Source organism: Streptomyces sp. RLB3-17 (genome assembly GCF_007113425.2).
In the GTDB taxonomy this organism is placed as follows: Bacteria; Actinomycetota; Actinomycetes; order Streptomycetales; family Streptomycetaceae; genus Streptomyces; species Streptomyces mirabilis_D.
This window is the reverse complement of the sequence record NZ_CP041610.2, coordinates 3,393,258-3,412,518: the sequence shown is the minus strand read 5'-3', so window position 1 is coordinate 3,412,518 and position 19,261 is coordinate 3,393,258. Positions and strand designations below refer to the sequence as shown.

The window sequence follows — 19,261 nt, the reverse complement described above, 5'->3', positions numbered from 1 at the left end:
GCTGTCAGTACTTGGAACCGACGTGGGCGTCCATGAGAGCGACGGAGGCTTTGCGGGCGACGGAAATGGCGAACGGGTTTCCGTCGCGGGTGCAGTGGGTCCACTGAATGCCGAGTTTGTCGAGTGTGTCGGTGTAGAGCTGCCGGATGTCGTCGCAGACGTTGGTGAAGAAGTACCGGGGGTATTCGTAGCGCTTGCGCTCGCCGGCGATGACCTTCTCGGTCCAGTTGGTGATCCGGCAGCCGTCGGAGTGGACGAGCCCGCGGATGAATTCCCAGGGATGAGAGTCGACGATTTCCTGTTGCCAGGATTCGAGGACGACAGGGCGCTCGTGCTTCTTGCCGGGGCCGTGCTGGGGGAAGAGGCAGGGCCAGTGCCGGCTGTATCCGACGACCGAGACGTATCCGACTGCTTGGACCCGGTTCGACTTCTTGCTGGGGTTGATGGCTTCGACGGCGGCAGCGCAAGCTTCGATCAGGCCTGGCCAAGTGTTGGCGCACGCGATGCGGAGAACGTAGCCGGCTCGCATGTCGGGGCTGATGCAGCCGTCACCGAGGTAGAGCCCCAAGAGGTAGCTGTAGGCCGCCGTGTTGGAGGGTGGCTCCGGCGTTGCGCCGCATCTTGAGCATGGTGTGCGCTGCATGCGCGGTAACGGGTCGACGCGCGATTGCCAGCAACGGATCGCCGACCTGGATACCCCGGTCTCCTTGCTCACGGAGTTCAGGCTGCGCCCCTGAGCGACAAGTGCCAGAGCTCGCTCGCGTGTGCCCATGTCGTACATGTGGTCACTTTGCGCGAGCGATCGCGACCGTGCGCAGCAAAAAGCGGATGTTCACGAGAACGGGAACATCCGCTTTTCTGTGACGACCTTGGAATCCAAGGAAAAGTGCCCCGAGTCGGACTCGAACCGACACTGTATGGGTTTTGAATCCATTGCCTGCTGCCAATTGGGCTACCGGGGCCCGCTGAATCGAAGGTTTACCCCGACCCGCTGCCCGTCCACCATACCGCAGCTGGGTAGGCTCTTGGGAGCAGTACCCGCCCCTGAACGAGGAGCCCCCGTGACCGCCCCCGAGTCGCCCCAGCCCGTCGCCGACGACGACAAGTCGCACGTGCCTCCGCTGACGACCCGTGTCGTCATCGCCGAGGACGAGGCGCTGATCCGCCTCGACCTCAAAGAGATGCTCGAGGAAGAGGGCTACGCCGTCGTGGGCGAGGCGGGGGACGGGGAGCAGGCCGTCGAGCTGGCCCGTGAGCACCGGCCCGACCTCGTGATCCTCGACGTCAAGATGCCCAAGCTGGACGGGATCTCGGCGGCCGAGAAGATCGCCGAGGAGAGCATCGCCCCCGTCCTGATGCTCACCGCGTTCTCGCAGCGCGACCTCGTCGAGCGGGCCCGTGACGCCGGCGCGATGGCGTACCTCGTGAAGCCCTTCAGCAAGAGCGACGTCGTACCGGCGATCGAGATGGCCGTCTCGCGGTTCACGGAGCTGAAGCAGCTGGAGAAGGAGGTCGCCGACCTCAGCCAGCGTCTGGAGACCCGCAAGCTGGTCGACCGGGCCAAGTCCGTGCTGCAGACGCAGTACGGGCTGACCGAGCCCGCCGCGTTCCGGTGGATCCAGAAGACCTCCATGGACCGTCGTATGTCCATGCAGCAGGTCGCCGAGGCGGTCATCGCGGACGCCGAGGAGAAGAAGGCCTCCAAGGGCTAGGGAGCGGCGGCGCCCCGCTTCGGGGTGCCGCGTCTTGCCCGCGCGAGCCCGGCGACCGCGTGTCAGGCTGGTTTCGGGGCCGCGTGGCCTTCGGGTCGGCAAGGCAGCAAAGGAGACAGCGCGTGGAAGAGAAGGCGTTCGTCCAAGCGGTGTCGGAACGTACGGGCCTGACTCGGCAGGAGTCGGCCGATCTCACGCGTGCCACGCTCGAGACGCTCGCCCATCGGCTGAGCTCGGGTGAGGCGCGGAACCTGGCGCTGGAGCTCCCGGAGGGTCTGGCGGAGTCCGTTCGGCGGGGTGCCACCGCGGAGATCGAGCGCTTCGACTACGACGAGCTCGTGCGGCGAGTGGCTCAGCGCAACGTGCTCAAGCCGGACGAGGCCGACGGCGGCGTCCGTGCCGTGCTGGTCACGCTCCGTGAGGCGATCAGCGAGAAGGAGTTCGGCCATGCGATGTCGCAACTCGGTGCCGACTTCTCCAGACCGATCGAGAATTTCGTCGGCTGATTCCGCTGCGAGCGGTATGGGTGAGTGACGAAGAGGCCCGCGCCCCCCGACTGGGGGCGCGGGCCTCTTCGTGCGGCGGCTGTACGGTCGTACGGCCGGAGCCTGGTCTCAGTCCTCGCCCAGGTAGGCCTTGCGTACCGACTCGTCGTGCAGCAGGTCCTGTCCGGTGCCGGAGAGGACGATGTTGCCGACCTCCATGACGTGTCCCTGATCGGCGAGGGAGAGCGCCGCCTGGGCGTTCTGCTCGACGAGGAGGATGGTCGTACCGTCGGCCTTGAGTTCGGCGATGGTGGCCATGATCTTCTGCATCATGATCGGCGAGAGACCCATGGAGGGTTCGTCGAGCATGAGCAGCTTGGGCTGGGACATGAGCGCGCGGCCCATGGCCAGCATCTGCTGCTCTCCGCCGGAGAGGGTTCCCGCGGCCTGCTTGCGGCGTTCACCCAGGATGGGGAAGAGGTCGTAGGCGCGCTGGATGTCCTTCTCGATGCCCGCCTTGTCGGTGCGCAGGAACGCGCCGAGCTGGAGGTTCTCGGTGATCGTCAGCCGGGGGAAGATGTGGCGTCCCTCGGGGGAGTGGGCGAGGCCCAGGGAGACGATCTTGTGGGCGGGGATGCCGCTGAGGGGTTTGCCGTCGAAGGTGATGCGGCCCGCGGTGGGCTTGAGGAGCCCGGAGAGGGTGCGCAGGGTGGTCGTCTTGCCGGCGCCGTTGGTGCCGATGAGGGTGACGATCTGGCCGGCTTCGACGGAGAAGGAGATGCCCTTGACGGCTTCGATCTTGCCGTAGGCGACCTTGAGGTCTTCGACCTCGAGCAGTGCGGTCACTGGGCGTTTCCTTCCTTGCTGGTGGTGCCCTCCGCGGCGGCGTCGCTCTCGGCGGCCTCAGGAGTCTCGGTGGCCTCGGGAGTCTCGTCGGACTCGGGAGTCTCGGAGGCTTCCGCGGGCTCGGGAGCGGCCGAGGCCTCCGCCGCCTCGGCGGCTTCGACCTCGGCGAGTTCCTCGGCGCCGGGGGCGCCCTCGAACGGGGTGCCGAGGTAGGCGGCGATGACGCGTTCGTCGCCCTGGACGACCTCGGAGGTGCCCTCAACGAGCTTCTCGCCCTGGACGAGGCAGGCGACGCGGTCGGACAGGTTGAAGATGAAGCGCATGTCGTGCTCGATGACGAGGACGGCGATGCCCCTGTCGCGGATGGCGAAGACGAGGTCTTCGGTCGCGCGTGTCTCCTGGGGGTTCATGCCGGCCGTGGGCTCGTCCAGGAGCAGCAGTCCCGGTTCGCTCGCCATGGCGCGGGCGATCTCGAGCTTGCGCTGTTCGCCGTAGGGGAGGTTGCGGGAGAGGTGGTCGGCCTTGTGGTCGAGGCCGATGAACTCCAGCAGTTCCATGGCGCGTTCGCGGGAGGCGGCTTCTGCCTTGCGGAAGCCGGGGCCGCGCAGGAGGGCCGACCAGAGGCCTTCCTTGGTCCTGGTGTGGCGGCCGACGAGCACGTTCTCCAGGACGGTCATGTTGGCGAAGAGCCGGATGTTCTGGAAGGTGCGGGCGATGCCGGCGCTGGTGACGAGGTGGGGCTTGGGCGGGAGGACGGTGCCCTTGTAGGAGACCTTGCCCTCGGTCGGCACGTACAGGCCGGTGAGGCAGTTGAAGAAGGTCGTCTTGCCGGCGCCGTTGGGGCCGATGAGGCCGACGATCTCGCCCGAGTTGACGGTGAGGTCGACGCTGCGGACGGCGGTGAGGCCGCCGAAGCGCATGGTGACGCCGCTGGCCTCGAGTACGGGGCTGGTGGCCGTGGTGGTGGTCATGTGGGTCACGCCCCTGCCTTGGTGACGCCGACAGTGGAGTCGGGCAGGCCTTGTTCGGGGATGTCGATGCTGTCGTCGGACTCGTGGAATTCGAGCTGGCGACGGCGGTTGGCGATGATGCCTTCGGGGCGGAAGCGCATGAGGATCACGAGCGCGATGCCGAAGGCGAAGAGCTGGTACTCCTTCAGGAAGCCGAGCTTCTCGGGGAGGAGGTAGAGCAGGGTGGCGCCGAGGATGGGGCCGTTGACCGTGCCCATGCCGCCGAGGACGACCGCGGCCAGCAGGAAGGCGGAGTTGGGCGGTACGGAGCCGGCGAACTGGTACGGGGCCGGGTTGACGCTGTAGCCGACGTGGGCGCTGACCGTGCCGGCGAGGCCGGCGAGGGAGGCGCCGAGGGCGAAGGCGATGAGCTTGACGCGGAAGCCGTTGATGCCCATGGCGGTTGCGGCGGTCTCGTCCTCGCGGATGGCGATCCAGGAGCGGCCGATACGGGAGTCGGCGGCGCGGTTGAAGACGACCACGACGATGCCGGTGATGATCAGCATCAGCAGGAAGTAGTTCGCGAAGCGGCCGAGGGTGATCGAGCCGATGTCGTGCGAGTTCCCGAGGTTGAACCCGAAGATGTCGAGGTCCGGGATCATCGAGATGCCGTTGGGGCCGTTGGTCAGGTTCGGTCCGGAGGAGCCGTCGAGGTTGTTGACGGAGATGCGGAAGATCTCTCCGAAGCCGAGGGTGACGATGGCGAGGTAGTCGCCGCGCAGTCGCAGGGTGGGGGCGCCGATGAGGACGCCGAAGACGAGCGACGCGGCCATGCCGGTGAGCATGGCGGCCCAGAAGGGGAACTGGACGCCGGAGAAGCGGGAGAACTCGGAGCCGGAGACGAGGGCCGCGGCGTAGGCGCCGACGCCGAGGAAGGCGACGTATCCGAGGTCGAGGAGTCCGGTGAGGCCGACGACGATGTTCAGGCCGAGGGCGACGGTGGCGACGACGAGGATGTTCACGCCGAGGTTGGCGTTGTGCTCGTTGTTCTCGACGAAGGGGAAGATCGCCGCGGCGAGGAACGCCATGGAGGTGGCGAATCCCTTGTGGCGGGCGTTGAGCGTGGCGAACCGGTCGAAGAGTCCGGCGGCCTGGAGCGCCCAGGTGCCGAGGACGACGAGCAGCAGGTAGCCGATGAACGTCTCGCTGGCGTCGGGGTCGACGCCGATGCCGTACGTGAAGACGATCAGGGCGACGGCGGTGGCGCCGGTGATGACGAGGCGCTCGGCCCAGCCGGGGAGCTGCTCGGCCGCGGGGATGCGGTCGGGCTTGCTGACCCAGTCCTTGAAGGTGTTGCCGGGGCTCGGGAGAGCGAGGGCGCCGAGGAGGGCAATCAGGGAGCCGATGGCGGTGACGTAGGCGCCGGGGTCGAGGGCGACGAGGCCCTTGAGGTCGACCGCGATGGCGATGGCGCTGAACCAGCTGACGGCGAACGCGGAGCCGGCGGCGAGGACGACGGGCGCGGTGGCGCCTGCCGGGTTGAGCCAGCGCAGGCCGCGGACGCCGAAGAGGGTGAGCGCGAAGAGCAGGGTGATCGCGCCGGCGACGAGGTCGAGGATCTGGAGGCCGGCCGGGGAGCCGTAGTAGGTGAGGTCCCCGGGGAAGTCGGCCGTGTAGGTCCACGACATGAAGGTGCTGGCGATGGTGGCGACGGCGCCGACGGCGACGAGGGCGCGCGCGGCGGTCTGGGGGAGTGCGATCAGGCCGCGCGCGGGGGCGGTGATCTCGGCGGTGTTCTCGGTGGTTGCCATGGTGTTCACGCCCTGTCCGCGACGCGTTCGCCGACCAGGCCTTGTGGCCTGAACAGCAGTACGAGGATGAGGAGGACGAAGGCCCAGACGGAGGACCAGCCGCCGCCGCCGAGCTGCTGCATGCCGGGGATGCCGTCGATGTAGGAGGTGGCCATGGTCTCGGCGAGGCCGAGGACGAGGCCGCCGATCATGGCGCCGTAGATGTTGCCGATGCCGCCGAGGACGGCCGCGGTGAAGGCCTTGAGGCCCATCTGGAAGCCCATGTTGTACTGGATCGAGCCGTAGCGCAGGCCGTAGGAGACGGCGGCGACGGCGGCGAAGAAGCCGCCGATGGCGAAGGCGATCACGATGATCTTGTTGGTGTCGATGCCCATGAGCTGGGCGGTGTCAGGGTCTTGGGCGGTGGCCTGCATGGCGCGGCCGGTGCGGGACATGCTGACGAAGAGGGCGAGGGCCGCCATGCAGAGCGGGGCGGCGACGATGACGAAGAGCGAGCCGCTGCTGATGCTGATGGACCCGATGTGCCAGGGGCCGGCGTTGATCTGGGGGAAGTTGCGGTCGGTCTTGGCGTTCGGGTACCAGTTGAAGACGGCCTGCTGGAGCGCGAGGGAGAGGCCGATGGCGGTGATGAGGGGTGCCAGGCGTGGCGCGCCGCGCAGTGGTCGGTAGGCGAACCGTTCCGCCCCGACGGCGATGAGGACGGCGACGAGTCCGCCGCCGATGAGCATCGCTGGGAGGGCTATCCACATGGATGTGCCGTCGGGCAGGACGTAGAGGTAGACCGTGAGTGCGCCGAAGCCTCCGGTCATGAAGATCTCGCCGTGGGCGAAGTTGATGAGCTGGACGATGCCGTACACCATCGTGTAGCCGATGGCGATCAGCCCGTACATCGAGCCGAGGAACAGCCCGTTGGCCAGCTGCTGCGGCAGGGTGTTCACCGCATGGCCTCCATGTGGGTGGGGAGAGTGAACGGGGGGATATGGGACGGGCCGCGCGGTGACGTGTGGTCTTGGCCGCGCGGCCCTGGGGTGTAGCTAGCGGCGATCTCGAATCAGCTGGGATCAGCTGGAGTGAGCTGGGATCAGCTGGACTTGGCCGGAATCAGCTGGAGTCAACTGAAATCAGCTGGGATCGGATCAGCCGTTGAACGTGCCGCTCTTGACGGCCTTCCACTTGCCGTTGACGACCTGGTAGACGGTGAGCTGCTTGTTGGTGGTGTCGCCGTACTCGTCGAAGGAGACGGGGCCGGCGATGCCCTCGAACTTCGTCTTCTGGACCTCGTCCACGATCTTGGCGCGGGCGCCGTCGGGGACCTTGCCGTCCTTCACGACGTTGGCGATCGCCTTGATGATGGCGGTCGCGGCGTCGTAGGAGTAGCCGCCGTAGGTGCCGTAGTCGCCCTTGAGGCCGGACGCCTTGTACTTCTTGATGAAGTCCGCGGCGGAGGGCAGGGAGTCGACGGGCTGGCCGACGGAGGTGGCCAGGTCACCCTCGGAGGTCTTGCCGGCGGTCTGGATGTAGGTGTCGCTGAACATGCCGTCACCGCCGAACAGCGGGACCTTGACTCCGCCGTCCTTGAGCTGCTTGGTGAGCTTCTCCGACTCGTCGTACTGGCCGCCGTAGTAGACCAGGTCGGCCTTGGAGTTCTTGATCTTGGTGACGAGGGCGGAGAAGTCGGTGTCGCCGGTGTTGACGTGGTCCTCGCCGGCGACCTTGCCGCCGTTCTTGGTGAAGCCGGCCTTGAACAGCTTGGCCAGGCCCGCGCCGTAGGTCTGCTTGTCGTCGACGACGAAGACGTTCTTCTTCTTGAGCGTGCTGGACGCGTACTCGGCCGCGAAGCCGCCCTGGAGGGCGTCGGTGGTGGCCGTGCGGAAGTACGTCTTGAACGGGCGCGACTTCGAGGTCTGCCAGTTCTTGCCCTGGGTGAGCTCGGGCGCCGTGTTGGAGGGCGAGATCTCGACCAGGTTGGCGGTCGCGAAGACCTGCTGCATCTGCGTGGCCACACCGGAGTTCAGCGGGCCGACGACGCCCAGGACCTTCTCGTTGTTGACGAGAGCGGTGGCGTTCTGCTGGCCGCTGGCCGGGATCGCCTTGTCGTCGAGCGCCTGGACCTTGAAGGTCACGCCGGGGACGGTGTTGTTCTTGTTGGCGTCGTCGACGGCGATCTGCACGCCGCCCTGGATGCCGAGGCCGGTTGCGGAGTTCTGACCGGTCAGCGGAGCGTCAACGCCGATGATGATCTCGGTCTTGCTGCTGCTGCTCTTGTCCCCGCTGTTGTCACGCGAACCGCAGGCGGTCAGCGTGAGTGCTCCGGTGGTGAGCACGGAGGTGAGTATGACCAAAGAACGCTGTCGCACGTTGAATCCTCTCCCTGGCGCAGCAGCCCTGCTGAGCTGCCGTGTGTCTCGCCGGGCCGTACTGGGTGATACCGAGCCGTGCTGCAGACGCGCCCGGCGGCGCGGTGACTGGCCGTGACTCTAAGCCTGTCTGTGGGCCCGGGCATCGCCGTGGGCTGGCTTGTGACTTTCTTGTTATGACGTGCCGGTTGGTGGGCTTCAGGGACGGGTATTCTCGGCCGATTTGGCGGAAATTCTTCTCGTTCCACATGTTGAGAATCCGCACCTCCGGTTGTGCGTGGACGGAGATCGCGGTCGGGTGCCGTCGCAGGTCGCGTGGCGAAGTCGGGAGAGGTCGCGGGAGTGCGGGCCGCCGAAGAAGGAACTCCGATGCCGTATTGCGTGCGTGTTACGCAGCGTTACGTCGAGAAAAGGGAACGCGGAGTTCGGTCGGCGTACACGGTATTAGGGCGCATGAGGTGCGGTCCGGGCGTGCGGTCTCGTGAAGGCGCGTGAAGTCGCCCGAAAGGGTGATGAGTTGCCGCTGATTTCCGATAACTCCGGCGTATTGGAGCGCGGTTGCGGCGCGCGATGCGCGCGAGTGCCGGTGAGTGGGGGGCAGTTGTCTCCTGCCCCCTTGCTCCGTGGGCGGCTGAGGTGGGGGTCAGGACTGGCGTACGTGGGCGGCGTCGGAGGGGTTGACGTCGCGCAGGAGGCAGGTGAGGCGGGCGGTGCAGACGCGCTTGTCGTTCTCGTCGGTGATGACGATCTCGTACGTCGCTGTCGTGCGCCCGCGGTGTACGGGGGTGGCCACGCCGGTGACGAGGCCGGAGCGGGCGCCGCGGTGGTGGGTGCAGTTCAGGTCGACGCCGACGGCGATCTTGGAGCTGCCGCCGTGGAGCATGGAGCCGACCGAACCGAGGGTCTCCGCGAGGACGGCGGAGGCGCCGCCGTGCAGGAGACCGTACGGCTGGGTGTTGCCCTCCACCGGCATGGTGCCGACGACCCGGTCCGCGGAGGCCTCGATGATCTGTACGCCCATGCGGGTGCCGAGGTGGCCTGCCGAGAAGAGGGCGGGCAGGTCGACGCCGAGTGCGGCGTACTCGTCGATGACCTCTTGCGGGAACTTCACTTGGCTCTGCTCGCCCATGGGGGCCGGCTCCGATCGTCGTCGATCTCTCTGGCTGACTGGCTGAGCAAACGCTCAGTCGGTGGCCGATTGTTCCAGACGGACCACGACGGACTTGCTGGCCGGGGTGTTACTGGTGTCCGCGGTGGCGTCGAGCGGGACGAGGACGTTGGTCTCGGGGTAGTACGCGGCGGCGCAGCCGCGGGCGGTCGGGTAGTGCACGACACGGAAGCCGGCGGCGCGCCGCTCCATGCCGTCCTGCCATTCGCTGACGAGGTCGACGTACGAGGCGTCGGCGACGTTCAGCGCGCGGGCGTCCTCGGGGTTGACGAGGATCACTCGGCGGCCGTTCTTTATGCCCCTGTAGCGGTCGTCGAGGCCGTAGATGGTGGTGTTGTACTGGTCGTGCGAGCGGAGGGTCTGGAGGAGGAGGCGGCCTTCGGGGAGCTTCGGGTACTCGACGGGCGCGGCGGTGAAGTTGGCCTTGCCGGTGGCCGTGGGGAAGCGGCGTTCGTCGCGAGGGGCGTGGGGGAGGGTGAAGCCCGCGGGGTCGGCAATGCGCGCGTTGAAGTCGTCGAAGCCGGGGATCACGCGCGCGATGCGGTCGCGGATCGTGGCGTAGTCCTTCTCGAACTCCTCCCAGGGGGTGCGGGAGGAGTCGCCGAGCACGCGGCGGGCGAGGCGGCAGACGATGGCCGGCTCGGACAGGAGGTGCTCGCTCGCGGGCTTCAGACGGCCGCGTGAGGCGTGGACCATGCCCATGGAGTCCTCGACGGTCACGAACTGCTCGCCGCCGCCCTGGAGGTCGCGCTCGGTGCGGCCGAGGGTGGGCAGGATCAGGGCGCGGGCGCCGGTGACGACGTGGGAGCGGTTGAGTTTGGTCGAGACGTGCACCGTGAGGCGGGCGCGGCGCATGGCGGCCTCGGTGACCTCGGTGTCGGGGGAGGCGGAGACGAAGTTGCCGCCCATGGCGAAGAAGACCTTGGCGTCGCCGTCACGCAGGGCGCGGATGGCCCGTACGACGTCGTAGCCGTGCTCGCGGGGCGGGGCGAAGCCGAACTCCTTCTCCAGGGCGTCCAGGAAGGCCGGGGCGGGGCGCTCGAAGATGCCCATGGTGCGGTCGCCCTGCACGTTCGAGTGGCCGCGGACCGGGCAGACGCCCGCGCCGGGACGGCCGATGTTGCCGCGCAGCAGCAGGAAGTTGACCACTTCTCGGATCGTGGGCACGGAGTGCTTGTGCTGGGTGAGGCCCATGGCCCAGCAGACGATGGTGCGCTGGGAGGACAGGACGAGGCGGAGTGCCTCGTCGATCTCCTCGCGGGTGAGGCCCGTCGCGGTGAGGGTCTCGTCCCAGTCGGCGGTGCGGGCGGCGGCCGCGAACTCCTCGTAGCCGTGGGTGTGTTCGGCGATGAAGTCCTCGTCGACCGCGCCCTCGGTCTCCAGGACGAGCTTGTTCAGGAGCCGGAAGAGGGCCTGGTCGCCGCCCAGGCGGATCTGCAGGAACAGGTCGGTGAGAGCGGCGCCCTTGAGCATGCCCTGGGGGGTCTGCGGGTTCTTGAAGCGCGCCAGGCCCGCCTCGGGCAGCGGATTGACACTGATGATCTTCGCGCCGTTGGCCTTGGCCTTCTCCAGGGCGGAGAGCATGCGCGGGTGGTTGGTGCCGGGGTTTTGCCCGGCGACGATGATCAGGTCCGCCTTGTAGAGGTCCTCGAGCAGGACGCTGCCCTTGCCGATGCCGATGGTCTCGGAGAGCGCGGAGCCCGAGGACTCGTGGCACATGTTCGAACAGTCCGGCAGGTTGTTCGTGCCGAGCTCGCGGGCGAAGAGCTGGTAGAGGAACGCGGCCTCGTTGCTCGTGCGCCCCGAGGTGTAGAAGAGGGCCTCGTCGGGGGAGCCGAGGGCGGCGAGCTCCTCGGCGACGATGTCGAAGGCGCGCTCCCAGGAGACCGGCTCGTAGTGGTCGGCGCCCTCGGGCAGGTACATGGGGTGGGTGAGGCGGCCCTGCTGGCCGAGCCAGTAGCCGCTGCGGCCGTGCAGGTCGGTGACCGGGTGCGCGGCGAAGAAGTCCGGGGTGACCCGGCGCAGGGTGGCCTCCTCGGCGACCGCCTTCGCGCCGTTCTCGCAGAACTCCGCCGCGTGCCGGTGCTCCGGCTCGGGCCAGGCGCAGCCCGGGCAGTCGAAGCCGTCCTTCTGGTTGACACGCAGGAGGGTCAGCGCGGTGCGCTTCACCCCCATCTGCTGCTGGGCGATGCGCAGGGTGTGCCCGATGGCGGGCAGCCCGGCCGCGGCGCGCTTCGGCTCGACGACCTGCGGCGCGTCCTGGACCGGATCGCTCTTGGGCGGCTTGCTGGCCATCACGGGACCCCTTCGCATGCACGTATGAAGTACGTCGGCGAGTCTCGCATGCGCCGGTGACAACGAGGGTGGCCGGTCCCGGGAGGTCCGCACTGTCAGTGGGGCGTGCGAGGATCGGGGGCGTGGCAGAAACAGCATCGAAGAAGACCGAGAAAACCGCAGGTGCGGGCCGTCCGCGGCTGATGCTCATGGATGGGCACTCGCTGGCGTACCGCGCGTTCTTCGCGCTGCCCGCGGAGAATTTCACGACCGCGACGGGTCAGCCGACGAACGCGATCTATGGTTTCGCGTCGATGCTGGCGAACACGCTGCGCGACGAGGCACCCACGCATTTCGCGGTGGCGTTCGACGTCTCGCGCAAGACGTGGCGCTCCGAGGAGTTCACGGAGTACAAGGCGAACCGTTCGAAGACCCCGGACGAGTTCAAGGGGCAGGTCGAGCTGATCGGCGAGCTGCTGGACGCGATGCACGCGCAGCGGTTCGCCGTCGACGGCTTCGAGGCCGACGACATCATCGCGACGCTCGCCACGCAGGCCGAGGCCGAGGGCTTCGAGGTCCTGATCGTCACCGGTGACCGCGACTCCTTCCAGCTGGTGTCCGAGCACACGACGGTGCTGTACCCGACGAAGGGCGTCTCCGAGCTGACCCGCTTCACTCCGGAGAAGGTCGTCGAGAAGTACGGGTTGACGCCGGCGCAGTACCCCGACTTCGCGGCGCTGCGCGGCGACCCGTCGGACAACCTGCCGGGCATCCCCGGTGTCGGCGAGAAGACGGCCGCGAAGTGGATCAACCAGTTCGGTTCGTTCGCGGACCTCGTCGAGCGTGTCGACGAGGTCAAGGGCAAGGCCGGGCAGAACCTCCGCGACCACCTGGAGGCGGTGAAGCTCAACCGCCGTCTCACGGAGATGGTGAAGGACGTCGAGCTCCCGAAGACGGTCACCGACCTGGAGCGCGCGGCGTACGACCGTACGGCGGTCGTGATGGTCCTGGACACCCTGGAGATCCGCAACCCCTCCCTGCGTGAGCGGCTCTTCGCCGTCGACCCCGGGACGGAGGAGGCCGAGGCGGCCGCTCCGGTCGTCGAGGGCGTCGAGCTGGACGGGGCGGTCCTGGGCGCGGGCGAGCTGAAGCCGTGGCTCGCCGAGCACGACGGCAAGGCCGTCCTGGGTCTGGCCACCGTCGACACGTGGGCGCTGGGTTCGGGGTCGGTGGCCGAGGTCGCGCTGGCCGCGGCGGACGGGGCGGCGGCGTGGTTCGACCCCTCGCGGCTGGACGAGGCCGACGAGAACGCGTTCGCGAAGTGGCTCGCCGACCCCGAGAAGCCCAAGGTGCTGCACAACGCCAAGGGTGCGATGCGGGTCTTCGCCGAGCACGGGTGGACGATCGAGGGTGTGTCCATGGACACCGCGCTCGCCGCGTATCTGGTGAAGCCGGGCCGCCGCTCCTTCGCGCTGGACGCGCTGTCCCTGGAGTACCTGGGCCGGGAGCTGGGGCCCGCCGCGGCGGCCGACGGTCAGCTGGCCTTCGGCGCGGACGACCAGGCCGAGGCCGAGGCGCTGATGGTGCAGGCCCGCACGATCCTCGACCTGGGCGAGGCGTTCGGCGAGAAGCTGGCGGAGGTCGGCGCGGCCGAGCTGCTGCGCGACATGGAGCTGCCCACGTCGGCGCTGCTGGCCAGGCTGGAGCGGCACGGCATCGCGGCGGACCGGGCGCACCTGGAAGCCATGGAGCAGATGTTCGCCGGCGCCGTGCAGCAGGCGGTGAAGGAGGCCCACGCCTCCGTCGGGCACGAGTTCAACCTCGGCTCGCCCAAGCAGCTCCAGGAGGTCTTCTTCGGCGAGCTGGACCTGCCCAAGACGAAGAAGACGAAGACCGGTTACACGACGGACGCGGACGCGCTGGCCTGGCTGGCCACGCAGACCGACCACGAGCTGCCGGTCGTCATGCTGCGCCACCGTGAGCAGGCCAGGCTGCGGGTGACGGTCGAGGGCCTGATCAAGACGATCGCCGCGGACGGCCGTATCCACACCACGTTCAACCAGACGGTGGCCGCGACGGGCCGGCTCTCGTCGGTGGATCCGAACCTGCAGAACATCCCGGTTCGTACGGAGGAGGGCCGCGCGATCCGCCGCGGCTTCGTGGTCGGCGAGGGCTTCGAGTCCCTCATGACGGCCGACTACAGCCAGATCGAACTGCGTGTGATGGCGCATCTGTCCGAGGACGAGGGCCTGTTGGAGGCGTTCACGTCGGGCGAGGACCTGCACACGACGGTGGCGTCGCAGGTGTTCTCGGTCGAGCGTTCGGCGGTCGACGCGGAGATGCGCCGCAAGATCAAGGCGATGTCGTACGGCCTCGCCTACGGGCTGTCGGCGTTCGGTCTCTCCCAGCAGCTGAACATCGACGCGGGTGAGGCGCGTGCGTTGATGGACACGTACTTCGAGCGTTTCGGAGGCGTACGGGACTATCTGCGCAGGGCGGTCGACGAGGCTCGCGCCACGGGCTACACGGCGACGCTCTTCGGGCGCCGCCGCTATCTGCCCGACCTCAACAGCGACAACCGGCAGCGTCGTGAGGCCGCCGAGCGCATGGCGCTCAACGCCCCCATCCAGGGCACGGCCGCGGACATCGTCAAGATCGCGATGCTGAACGTGGACCGGGCGCTGCGCGAGGCCGGGCTCAAGTCCCGCATGCTCCTGCAGGTCCACGACGAAATCGTCCTGGAGATCGCCCCGGGAGAGCGGGCGCAGACCGAGGAACTCGTCCGCCGCGAGATGGCGTCCGCCGTTCATCTCCGGGCGCCGCTCGACGTCTCCGTCGGCGCGGGCCCCGACTGGGAATCCGCAGCGCACTAGCCCCCGGCGAACGAGCCCCTGAAACCCCGACCCACATTTCCGCCCCAGGCCCCCGACGCCGACGCCTGGTTCCGGCCAGGACCCCGGTCCCGGTTCCGGTCCCCGGCGTCGGGCTCGGTCTCGGCCCCCGGCCTCGCGCCCCGGGCGCCGGGCGCCGACCCCGGTCCCGACTAAGATCCAGGCCCCGGTTCCGGCCTCGGGCCAGGGTCAGGCGTGGGCCTTGGGCCCGGTCCCCGGCCTTGGGCCCGGCCTCCGGTCCCTGGCCTCCGGCCTCCCTTCCCCGGCTTCGGGCCCCGGCCCGGCGCCGGGCCGGGCCGGTTCGGTCCCCGGTGGCGCTGGTTGTGGCTCCGCCCGTTCCCGGCGTCGGGTGCCCCGCGGGCGGCTTGCGCGCCGGTGTGGACAGATGCCCCACCCCCTAGGAGAAGCCCCCGCCCACAGGGCACCGCCGTCGCAGCAGCTTGCGGCGCAAGCCGCCCCGCGCTCTGCCGTACGAGCCGCCCGCGGGGGAGAGTTGTCCCGCGCTCCGCCGTGCGAGCCGCCGCAGGGAAAGTCGCCCCCCGCCTCGTCGTGCGTGCCGCCCGCAGGGAAAGCCGCCCCCCGCCCCGTCCTGCGAGCTGCGCGGAAGGTGAAGTCCTTCTGTTCGCTGCCCGTAGGGCATGGGCCTTTTCCGGTGGGCCGGAGGCGCAGGGGAGGGGGTCCGCTCAACCCCCGGAGGGAACCGTCACTCGCGTGGCCCTCGCAAAGACGCCCCCCGTGCGGGGGGACGGCAAGGATGCGGGCATGGGTATACACATGCTTCACCGTCGCACGGCCATGGCCACAGCCATCGTCTCGGCGCTGCTCGCGCCGGTACCCGCGGTGGCCGCGAGGGCGAGCACCGCCCAGGTGCCCCCGGCCTGCCGTTCCACCCGCAATCCCGAGCTCGCCGCCCGGATGTCCCGCGACATCAGGGCGGTGCTGTCGTCACGCCAGGGCACCGTCGCCATGGCGGTGCGCGACGACAACAGCGACCTGACCTGCGCCCTCGCGAGCGAGCGTCGGTACGACTCGGCGAGCGTCGTCAAGGTCACGATCATGGAGGCCACACTGCAGCGCGCGGACGAGTTGCAACGCAGCCTCACGGAGTGGGAGCGCGCCAACGTGCAGCCCATGATCATGACCTCGGACAACACCGCCGCCCAGCATCTGTGGAACGACCTGGGCCGCACCTGCCTCGGCCGTTTCCTGGACCGTGTCGGAACGCGCCGCACCGAGCTCGGCCCGGCCGGCTACTGGGGCCTGACCCGCACCACGGCCGCCGACCAGATGCGGCTGCTGGGCGTGCTCTCCAGCGCCGGTTCCTTCCTGAAGAGCCGCGCCTACGGCCTGAAACTGCTCAACCAGGTCCGCGAGGACCAACGCTGGGGCGTCCCCGCCGGCATGCCGAGGAAGCTGCAGGCGCACATCAAGAACGGCTGGCTGCCCCGGTCCACCCACGGCTGGCGCGTCCACAGCGTCGGCGTGTTCACCGGCTCCGAGCGCACGTACCGCATCGTCGTCCTGTCGCACGACAACCCGACGATGGCGTACGGGGTCCGCACCATCGAGCGCATCGCCCAGGTCGTCCACCGCGGCCTCAACCGCGGACGCGGCGCCGTCCAGGGCCTCACTCCGGAGAACAGGATCAGCGAGGTGTCGGACGGTTCGGCGCCGCGCGGACCGGTGCCGGGCTGGGACGAGCCGGAGCGGGGCGCCACACCCTGACCCCGACGGCGTACAGCGCGAGGCCGAGCACGAGACCCGCGCCCGCGCCGAAACAGAGCGCCGGGATCAACTCCCAGGGCTTCGCACGGGTGCCCCAGGAGGCCCACCAGCGTGACGCCCGCTGCACGGCGCCCACCAGCCCGCAGCCGCCGATGACGGCGGCGGCCAGCCACCGGTCGGACCGCGAAAGCACCGGCACCCCCACCGGTTCGGCCGAGGGCGCCCGGCGCAGCGCGACGCTCACGAAGGCCACGATCACGACGGCCCCCACCAGCGAACTGCCGTACTGCGCGTGGGTGAACACCGGCGTGCCGTCGGCGTTCCGCGACAGGACGGGGACCAGCCGAACCCCCCACCGGTCGTGGTGCGTGAACGCGTCCCACACGACGTGTGTCAGCGCGCCGAGCACCGCGGAGGCGTACCACCACAGTGCGGCCGAGGAGCGCACCGGCCCGCGCGGTGTCCCGCAGCGCAGCAGGGCCGCGGGCCGGCCCTGACGGGCCCGTGGCAGCAGCGCCACCAAGGGTTCGCGCAGGACCAGCCAGGCACCCACCAGCGCGCAGGCGACGAGTACGTCGAAGGTGAGGACACCCGTGAACGAGTGAGTGAAGTCGCCGAACTCCATCGCTCCGGGGACCACGCTCGCCGCGTAGTAGGTCATGTCGGGGGCGAAGGAACCGGCCACGAGTGCCGCGGGCGCGAGGCGGCCACGGCCGCTTCCGTCGCCGCGCAGGGCGGGCAGTACGGCCGCCGCGTGGCTGAGGGTGAAGGGCAAAGCGTCCCCCTGTGGCAGACGGTGGTCTGATATGTCGGCCCCGGTGATCTCCGTCGCCCAGTATGAGTGACGTATGAAAATGCCCGCGGGCTCCACCCCGCGCCGCGTGTTCTCTTGGACAATCCCACATGGCCAACCGGTGAAAATCGGGCACGAACGGGTGCCCGGGCGACGGAAGTTGTCGTAGGGTCGCCTGGGTCACTGAGCCAGCGAACGCGCGGTGCGCGGGCGGTCGTCCACGGGAGGGGTTCACTCAATGGCGGCGCATTTCGGCAGACTGCGCAAGGGAGCGACGACCACCGCCGTGGCCGCGGTCGCGGTCGCGGCCCTGTCCGCTTCCCAGGCACCCGGAGTGACCACCGACGACCTCGGCAGACAGGCCGCCGGCGCCGCCCAGCCATCGGGGGACGCGAACACCGGCGGCGCAGGCGGCGGCGCGACCGGCGACTCGCCGTACTACACCGACCTTCCGCCGCTGAAGAGCCCCAACCCGAGCCCGTCGGCGAGTCCGACCACCGGCACGACCGTCTCCGTGGGCGAGGCCGAGGCCGGCATACCCGCGACCGTCCTCGACGCCTACAAGAAGGCCGAGGCCGAGCTGCGCGCCTCCAAGCCGGGCTGCAACCTGCCCTGGCAACTCCTCGCCGCCATCGGCAAGGTCGAGTCCGGCCAGGCCCGCGGCGGCCGGGTCGACGCGAGCGGTACGACGTACTCGCCGATCCTCGGCCCCAAGCTCGACGGCAACGGCTTCGCGCTGATCGCCGACACCGACCACGGCGCGTACGACGGCGACCCCGCCTACGACCGGGCCGTGGGCCCCATGCAGTTCATCCCCTCCACCTGGGAGTGGGCGGGCCGCGACGGCAACGGCGACGGCAAGAAGGACCCCAACAACGTCTACGACGCGGCGCTCGCGGCCGGCCACTACCTGTGCCGGTTCGACCGGGACCTGTCCGTGCAGTCGCAGATGAACGCCGCGATCCTGAACTACAACAACTCGACGGAGTACCTCAACACGGTTCTGTCGTGGCTGGAGTACTACCGCAAGGGCACCCACGAGGTCCCGGACGGCACGGGCACCCTGCCCTCGCACAGCAGCAACAGCGACCCCGGGGCGAGCCCCAGCCCGACCACGCCCGCGACACCGAGCACGCCGAGCACACCGAGTACGCCGAGTACCCCCAAGCCGGGCGGCGGCTCGACGAGCCCCACCCCGAAGCCGCCCGCGCCGAGTTCGCCCGCGCCGAGCCCGACGCCTCCCACGCCCACCCAGACGGTGGACCATCTGGAGGACGCGAACACCGGGAAGCTCACGGCGACGGCGGGCAGCGCCTTCAGCACCAAGGTCGCCGTGCGGGCCGAGTCCAAGGCGAGCAAGGGCGTGTCGAAGGTCCGGGTGCGGTTCACGATCATCGGTGACACGGACGCCACCTTCACCGGCGGCGAGAGCGTCGCCACCGTCGTCACCGGCAGCGCGGGCACGGCCACCGCGCCCGCACTCGTGGCGGGGGAGAAGACCGGCGACTTCACCGTCCGCGCCACCGTCGTGGGCCGCGTGCTGGGCGGCCTCGACTACACGGCCACCGTCACCCCGCGCCAGGCCGACACCCTCACCCGCACCAGCGACACCGCGCTGACCTGCGTGCCGGGCGGCGAGTTCGCCGACCAGGTCGAACTGAAGGCCACCTACAAGGGTGCCGTCGCGGGCAAGGTCGCGGCCACCGCGACGCTCATCAAGTCGGCGGACGACGCGACCGAGAACGACAAGGGCCCGTACTTCAAGGACGCGGACGGCAAGACGATCCGCACCCTCACGGACCTCACGACGGACGCCGACGGCGTGCTCAAGCTCCCCAAGCTGTACGCGGACGACGCGACCGGCACGTTCCTGCTCCGCGTCAACACCACGGGCGGCGCGGTGCTGACGGTCGAGCTGAAGGTCGCCGCGGCCGCCTCGTAGGCCGTACGCGCGTCAAAGGGCGCCCCTCCGCCGACAGGCGGAAGGGCGCCCTCGTTCGTGTGCGCAATGTGTTCTCATCTCGCCCCGCCGTTGCTACGGTGCCGGATCTGACGAGGTATCAGTTCTCGATCCGCCGTCCCCCGGGAGGCCCCGCATGCGCGCCCTCATCGCCGCCGCGACCGGTCTCGCCGTGGCGTTCGCCCTGGTGCTCACGATCACGGCCATGGGCTCACCGGCAGGCAAGACCTCGCCCAAGCCGCTGCTGACGACCGTGCCCGCGCACCCGTAGCGCTCAGGGCATCCGCAA

Annotated in this window: 15 protein-coding genes and 1 tRNA gene; 6 read left to right on the top strand and 10 right to left on the bottom strand. The window is 69.4% G+C overall.

Annotated features, from left to right (window positions below):
* Positions 1-4: 4 nt before the first annotated feature.
* Both FNV62_RS15875 and FNV62_RS15870 read right to left on the bottom strand, forming a co-directional pair.
* The gene (locus FNV62_RS15875; RefSeq protein WP_144315327.1) at positions 5-781 is read right to left on the bottom strand and encodes a helix-turn-helix domain-containing protein; all 777 of its coding nucleotides are present in this window, start codon (positions 779-781) and stop codon (positions 5-7) included.
* A gap of 106 nt (positions 782-887) precedes the next feature.
* Positions 888-962: transfer RNA gene (locus tag FNV62_RS15870), tRNA-Leu, on the bottom strand.
* A 99-nt stretch (positions 963-1,061) separates the two neighbouring features.
* Between FNV62_RS15870 and FNV62_RS15865 the strand changes: the two genes are divergently transcribed.
* Positions 1,062-1,712: an ANTAR domain-containing response regulator gene (locus FNV62_RS15865; RefSeq protein WP_054235992.1), complete on the top strand. Its 651-nt coding sequence runs from the start codon at positions 1,062-1,064 to the stop codon at positions 1,710-1,712.
* Positions 1,713-1,834: 122 nt separating this feature from the next.
* Positions 1,835-2,218 (top strand): DUF2267 domain-containing protein, encoded by a 384-nt coding sequence (locus FNV62_RS15860; protein ID WP_054235991.1) that lies wholly within the window; start codon positions 1,835-1,837, stop codon positions 2,216-2,218.
* Between the two features lie 108 nt (positions 2,219-2,326).
* On the opposite strand, the gene FNV62_RS15855 is transcribed toward FNV62_RS15860, so the two are convergent.
* The 7 genes from FNV62_RS15855 to FNV62_RS15825 all read right to left on the bottom strand — a co-directional run bounded on the left by FNV62_RS15855 (position 2,327) and on the right by FNV62_RS15825 (position 11,624).
* Complete coding sequence (locus tag FNV62_RS15855; protein WP_060898117.1) at positions 2,327-3,043, bottom strand: ABC transporter ATP-binding protein; 717 nt, start codon at positions 3,041-3,043, stop codon at positions 2,327-2,329.
* Entirely contained in the window at positions 3,040-4,023 is a 984-nt protein-coding gene (locus FNV62_RS15850) for an ABC transporter ATP-binding protein (RefSeq protein ID WP_143601342.1), read from the bottom strand. The genes FNV62_RS15855 and FNV62_RS15850 overlap by 4 nt, the downstream gene beginning before the upstream one ends.
* Entirely contained in the window at positions 4,020-5,804 is a 1,785-nt protein-coding gene (locus FNV62_RS15845) for a branched-chain amino acid ABC transporter permease (RefSeq protein ID WP_143605356.1), read from the bottom strand. Before FNV62_RS15845 ends, FNV62_RS15850 begins: the two co-directional genes overlap by 4 nt.
* A 5-nt stretch (positions 5,805-5,809) precedes the next feature.
* Positions 5,810-6,742, bottom strand: a complete 933-nt coding sequence (locus FNV62_RS15840; protein WP_054235988.1) for a branched-chain amino acid ABC transporter permease — start codon at positions 6,740-6,742, stop codon at positions 5,810-5,812.
* Positions 6,743-6,940: 198 nt separating this feature from the next.
* Positions 6,941-8,161 carry a branched-chain amino acid ABC transporter substrate-binding protein gene (locus FNV62_RS15835; RefSeq protein WP_179858135.1) on the bottom strand — a complete coding sequence of 407 codons (1,221 nt, stop codon included), beginning with the start codon at positions 8,159-8,161 and terminating at the stop codon, positions 6,941-6,943.
* 643 nt (positions 8,162-8,804) lie between these two features.
* On the bottom strand, positions 8,805-9,290 hold the full coding sequence (locus FNV62_RS15830; RefSeq protein ID WP_054235986.1) for a PaaI family thioesterase: 486 nt from the start codon (positions 9,288-9,290) through the stop codon (positions 8,805-8,807).
* A 54-nt stretch (positions 9,291-9,344) separates the two neighbouring features.
* Positions 9,345-11,624, bottom strand: a complete 2,280-nt coding sequence (locus FNV62_RS15825; RefSeq protein WP_144315326.1) for an FdhF/YdeP family oxidoreductase — start codon at positions 11,622-11,624, stop codon at positions 9,345-9,347.
* A 122-nt stretch (positions 11,625-11,746) separates the two neighbouring features.
* Here FNV62_RS15825 and polA point away from each other — a divergent pair, with 122 nt between their 5' ends.
* A complete protein-coding gene (gene polA / locus FNV62_RS15820) occupies positions 11,747-14,476 on the top strand; it encodes a DNA polymerase I (RefSeq protein ID WP_143601341.1) in 2,730 nt (909 codons plus the stop codon).
* A gap of 780 nt (positions 14,477-15,256) precedes the next feature.
* Positions 15,257-16,219, top strand: a complete 963-nt coding sequence (locus FNV62_RS15815; protein ID WP_144315325.1) for a serine hydrolase — start codon at positions 15,257-15,259, stop codon at positions 16,217-16,219.
* On the opposite strand, the gene FNV62_RS15810 is transcribed toward FNV62_RS15815, so the two are convergent.
* Positions 16,140-16,994, bottom strand: coding sequence for a DUF4184 family protein (locus tag FNV62_RS15810; protein WP_144315324.1), 855 nt, complete (start codon positions 16,992-16,994; stop codon positions 16,140-16,142). The two genes, FNV62_RS15815 and FNV62_RS15810, sit on opposite strands and share 80 nt — an antisense overlap.
* Before the next feature lie 256 nt (positions 16,995-17,250).
* On the opposite strand from FNV62_RS15810, the gene FNV62_RS15805 reads away from it, so the two are divergent.
* Together FNV62_RS15805 and FNV62_RS15800 are read left to right on the top strand one after the other, a co-directional pair.
* Positions 17,251-18,954, top strand: a complete 1,704-nt coding sequence (locus tag FNV62_RS15805; protein WP_144315323.1) for a lytic transglycosylase domain-containing protein — start codon at positions 17,251-17,253, stop codon at positions 18,952-18,954.
* Positions 18,955-19,108: 154 nt separating this feature from the next.
* Positions 19,109-19,243, top strand: a complete 135-nt coding sequence (locus FNV62_RS15800; RefSeq protein ID WP_107096558.1) for an SPW_0924 family protein — start codon at positions 19,109-19,111, stop codon at positions 19,241-19,243.
* The last annotated feature ends 18 nt before the right edge of the window (positions 19,244-19,261 follow it).

What these genes read in the sequence shown, in the direction of transcription:
- FNV62_RS15875 (WP_144315327.1), bottom strand. Translation starts at nt 781, where the DNA reads ATGTACGACATGGGCACACGCGAGCGAGCTCTGGCACTTGTCGCTCAG.
- FNV62_RS15845 (WP_143605356.1), bottom strand. Translation starts at nt 5,804, where the DNA reads ATGGCAACCACCGAGAACACCGCCGAGATCACCGCCCCCGCGCGCGGC.
- FNV62_RS15830 (WP_054235986.1), bottom strand. Translation starts at nt 9,290, where the DNA reads ATGGGCGAGCAGAGCCAAGTGAAGTTCCCGCAAGAGGTCATCGACGAG.
- FNV62_RS15825 (WP_144315326.1), bottom strand. Translation starts at nt 11,624, where the DNA reads ATGGCCAGCAAGCCGCCCAAGAGCGATCCGGTCCAGGACGCGCCGCAG.
- FNV62_RS15815 (WP_144315325.1), top strand. Translation starts at nt 15,257, where the DNA reads ATGGGTATACACATGCTTCACCGTCGCACGGCCATGGCCACAGCCATC.
- FNV62_RS15805 (WP_144315323.1), top strand. Translation starts at nt 17,251, where the DNA reads ATGGCGGCGCATTTCGGCAGACTGCGCAAGGGAGCGACGACCACCGCC.
- FNV62_RS15800 (WP_107096558.1), top strand. Translation starts at nt 19,109, where the DNA reads ATGCGCGCCCTCATCGCCGCCGCGACCGGTCTCGCCGTGGCGTTCGCC.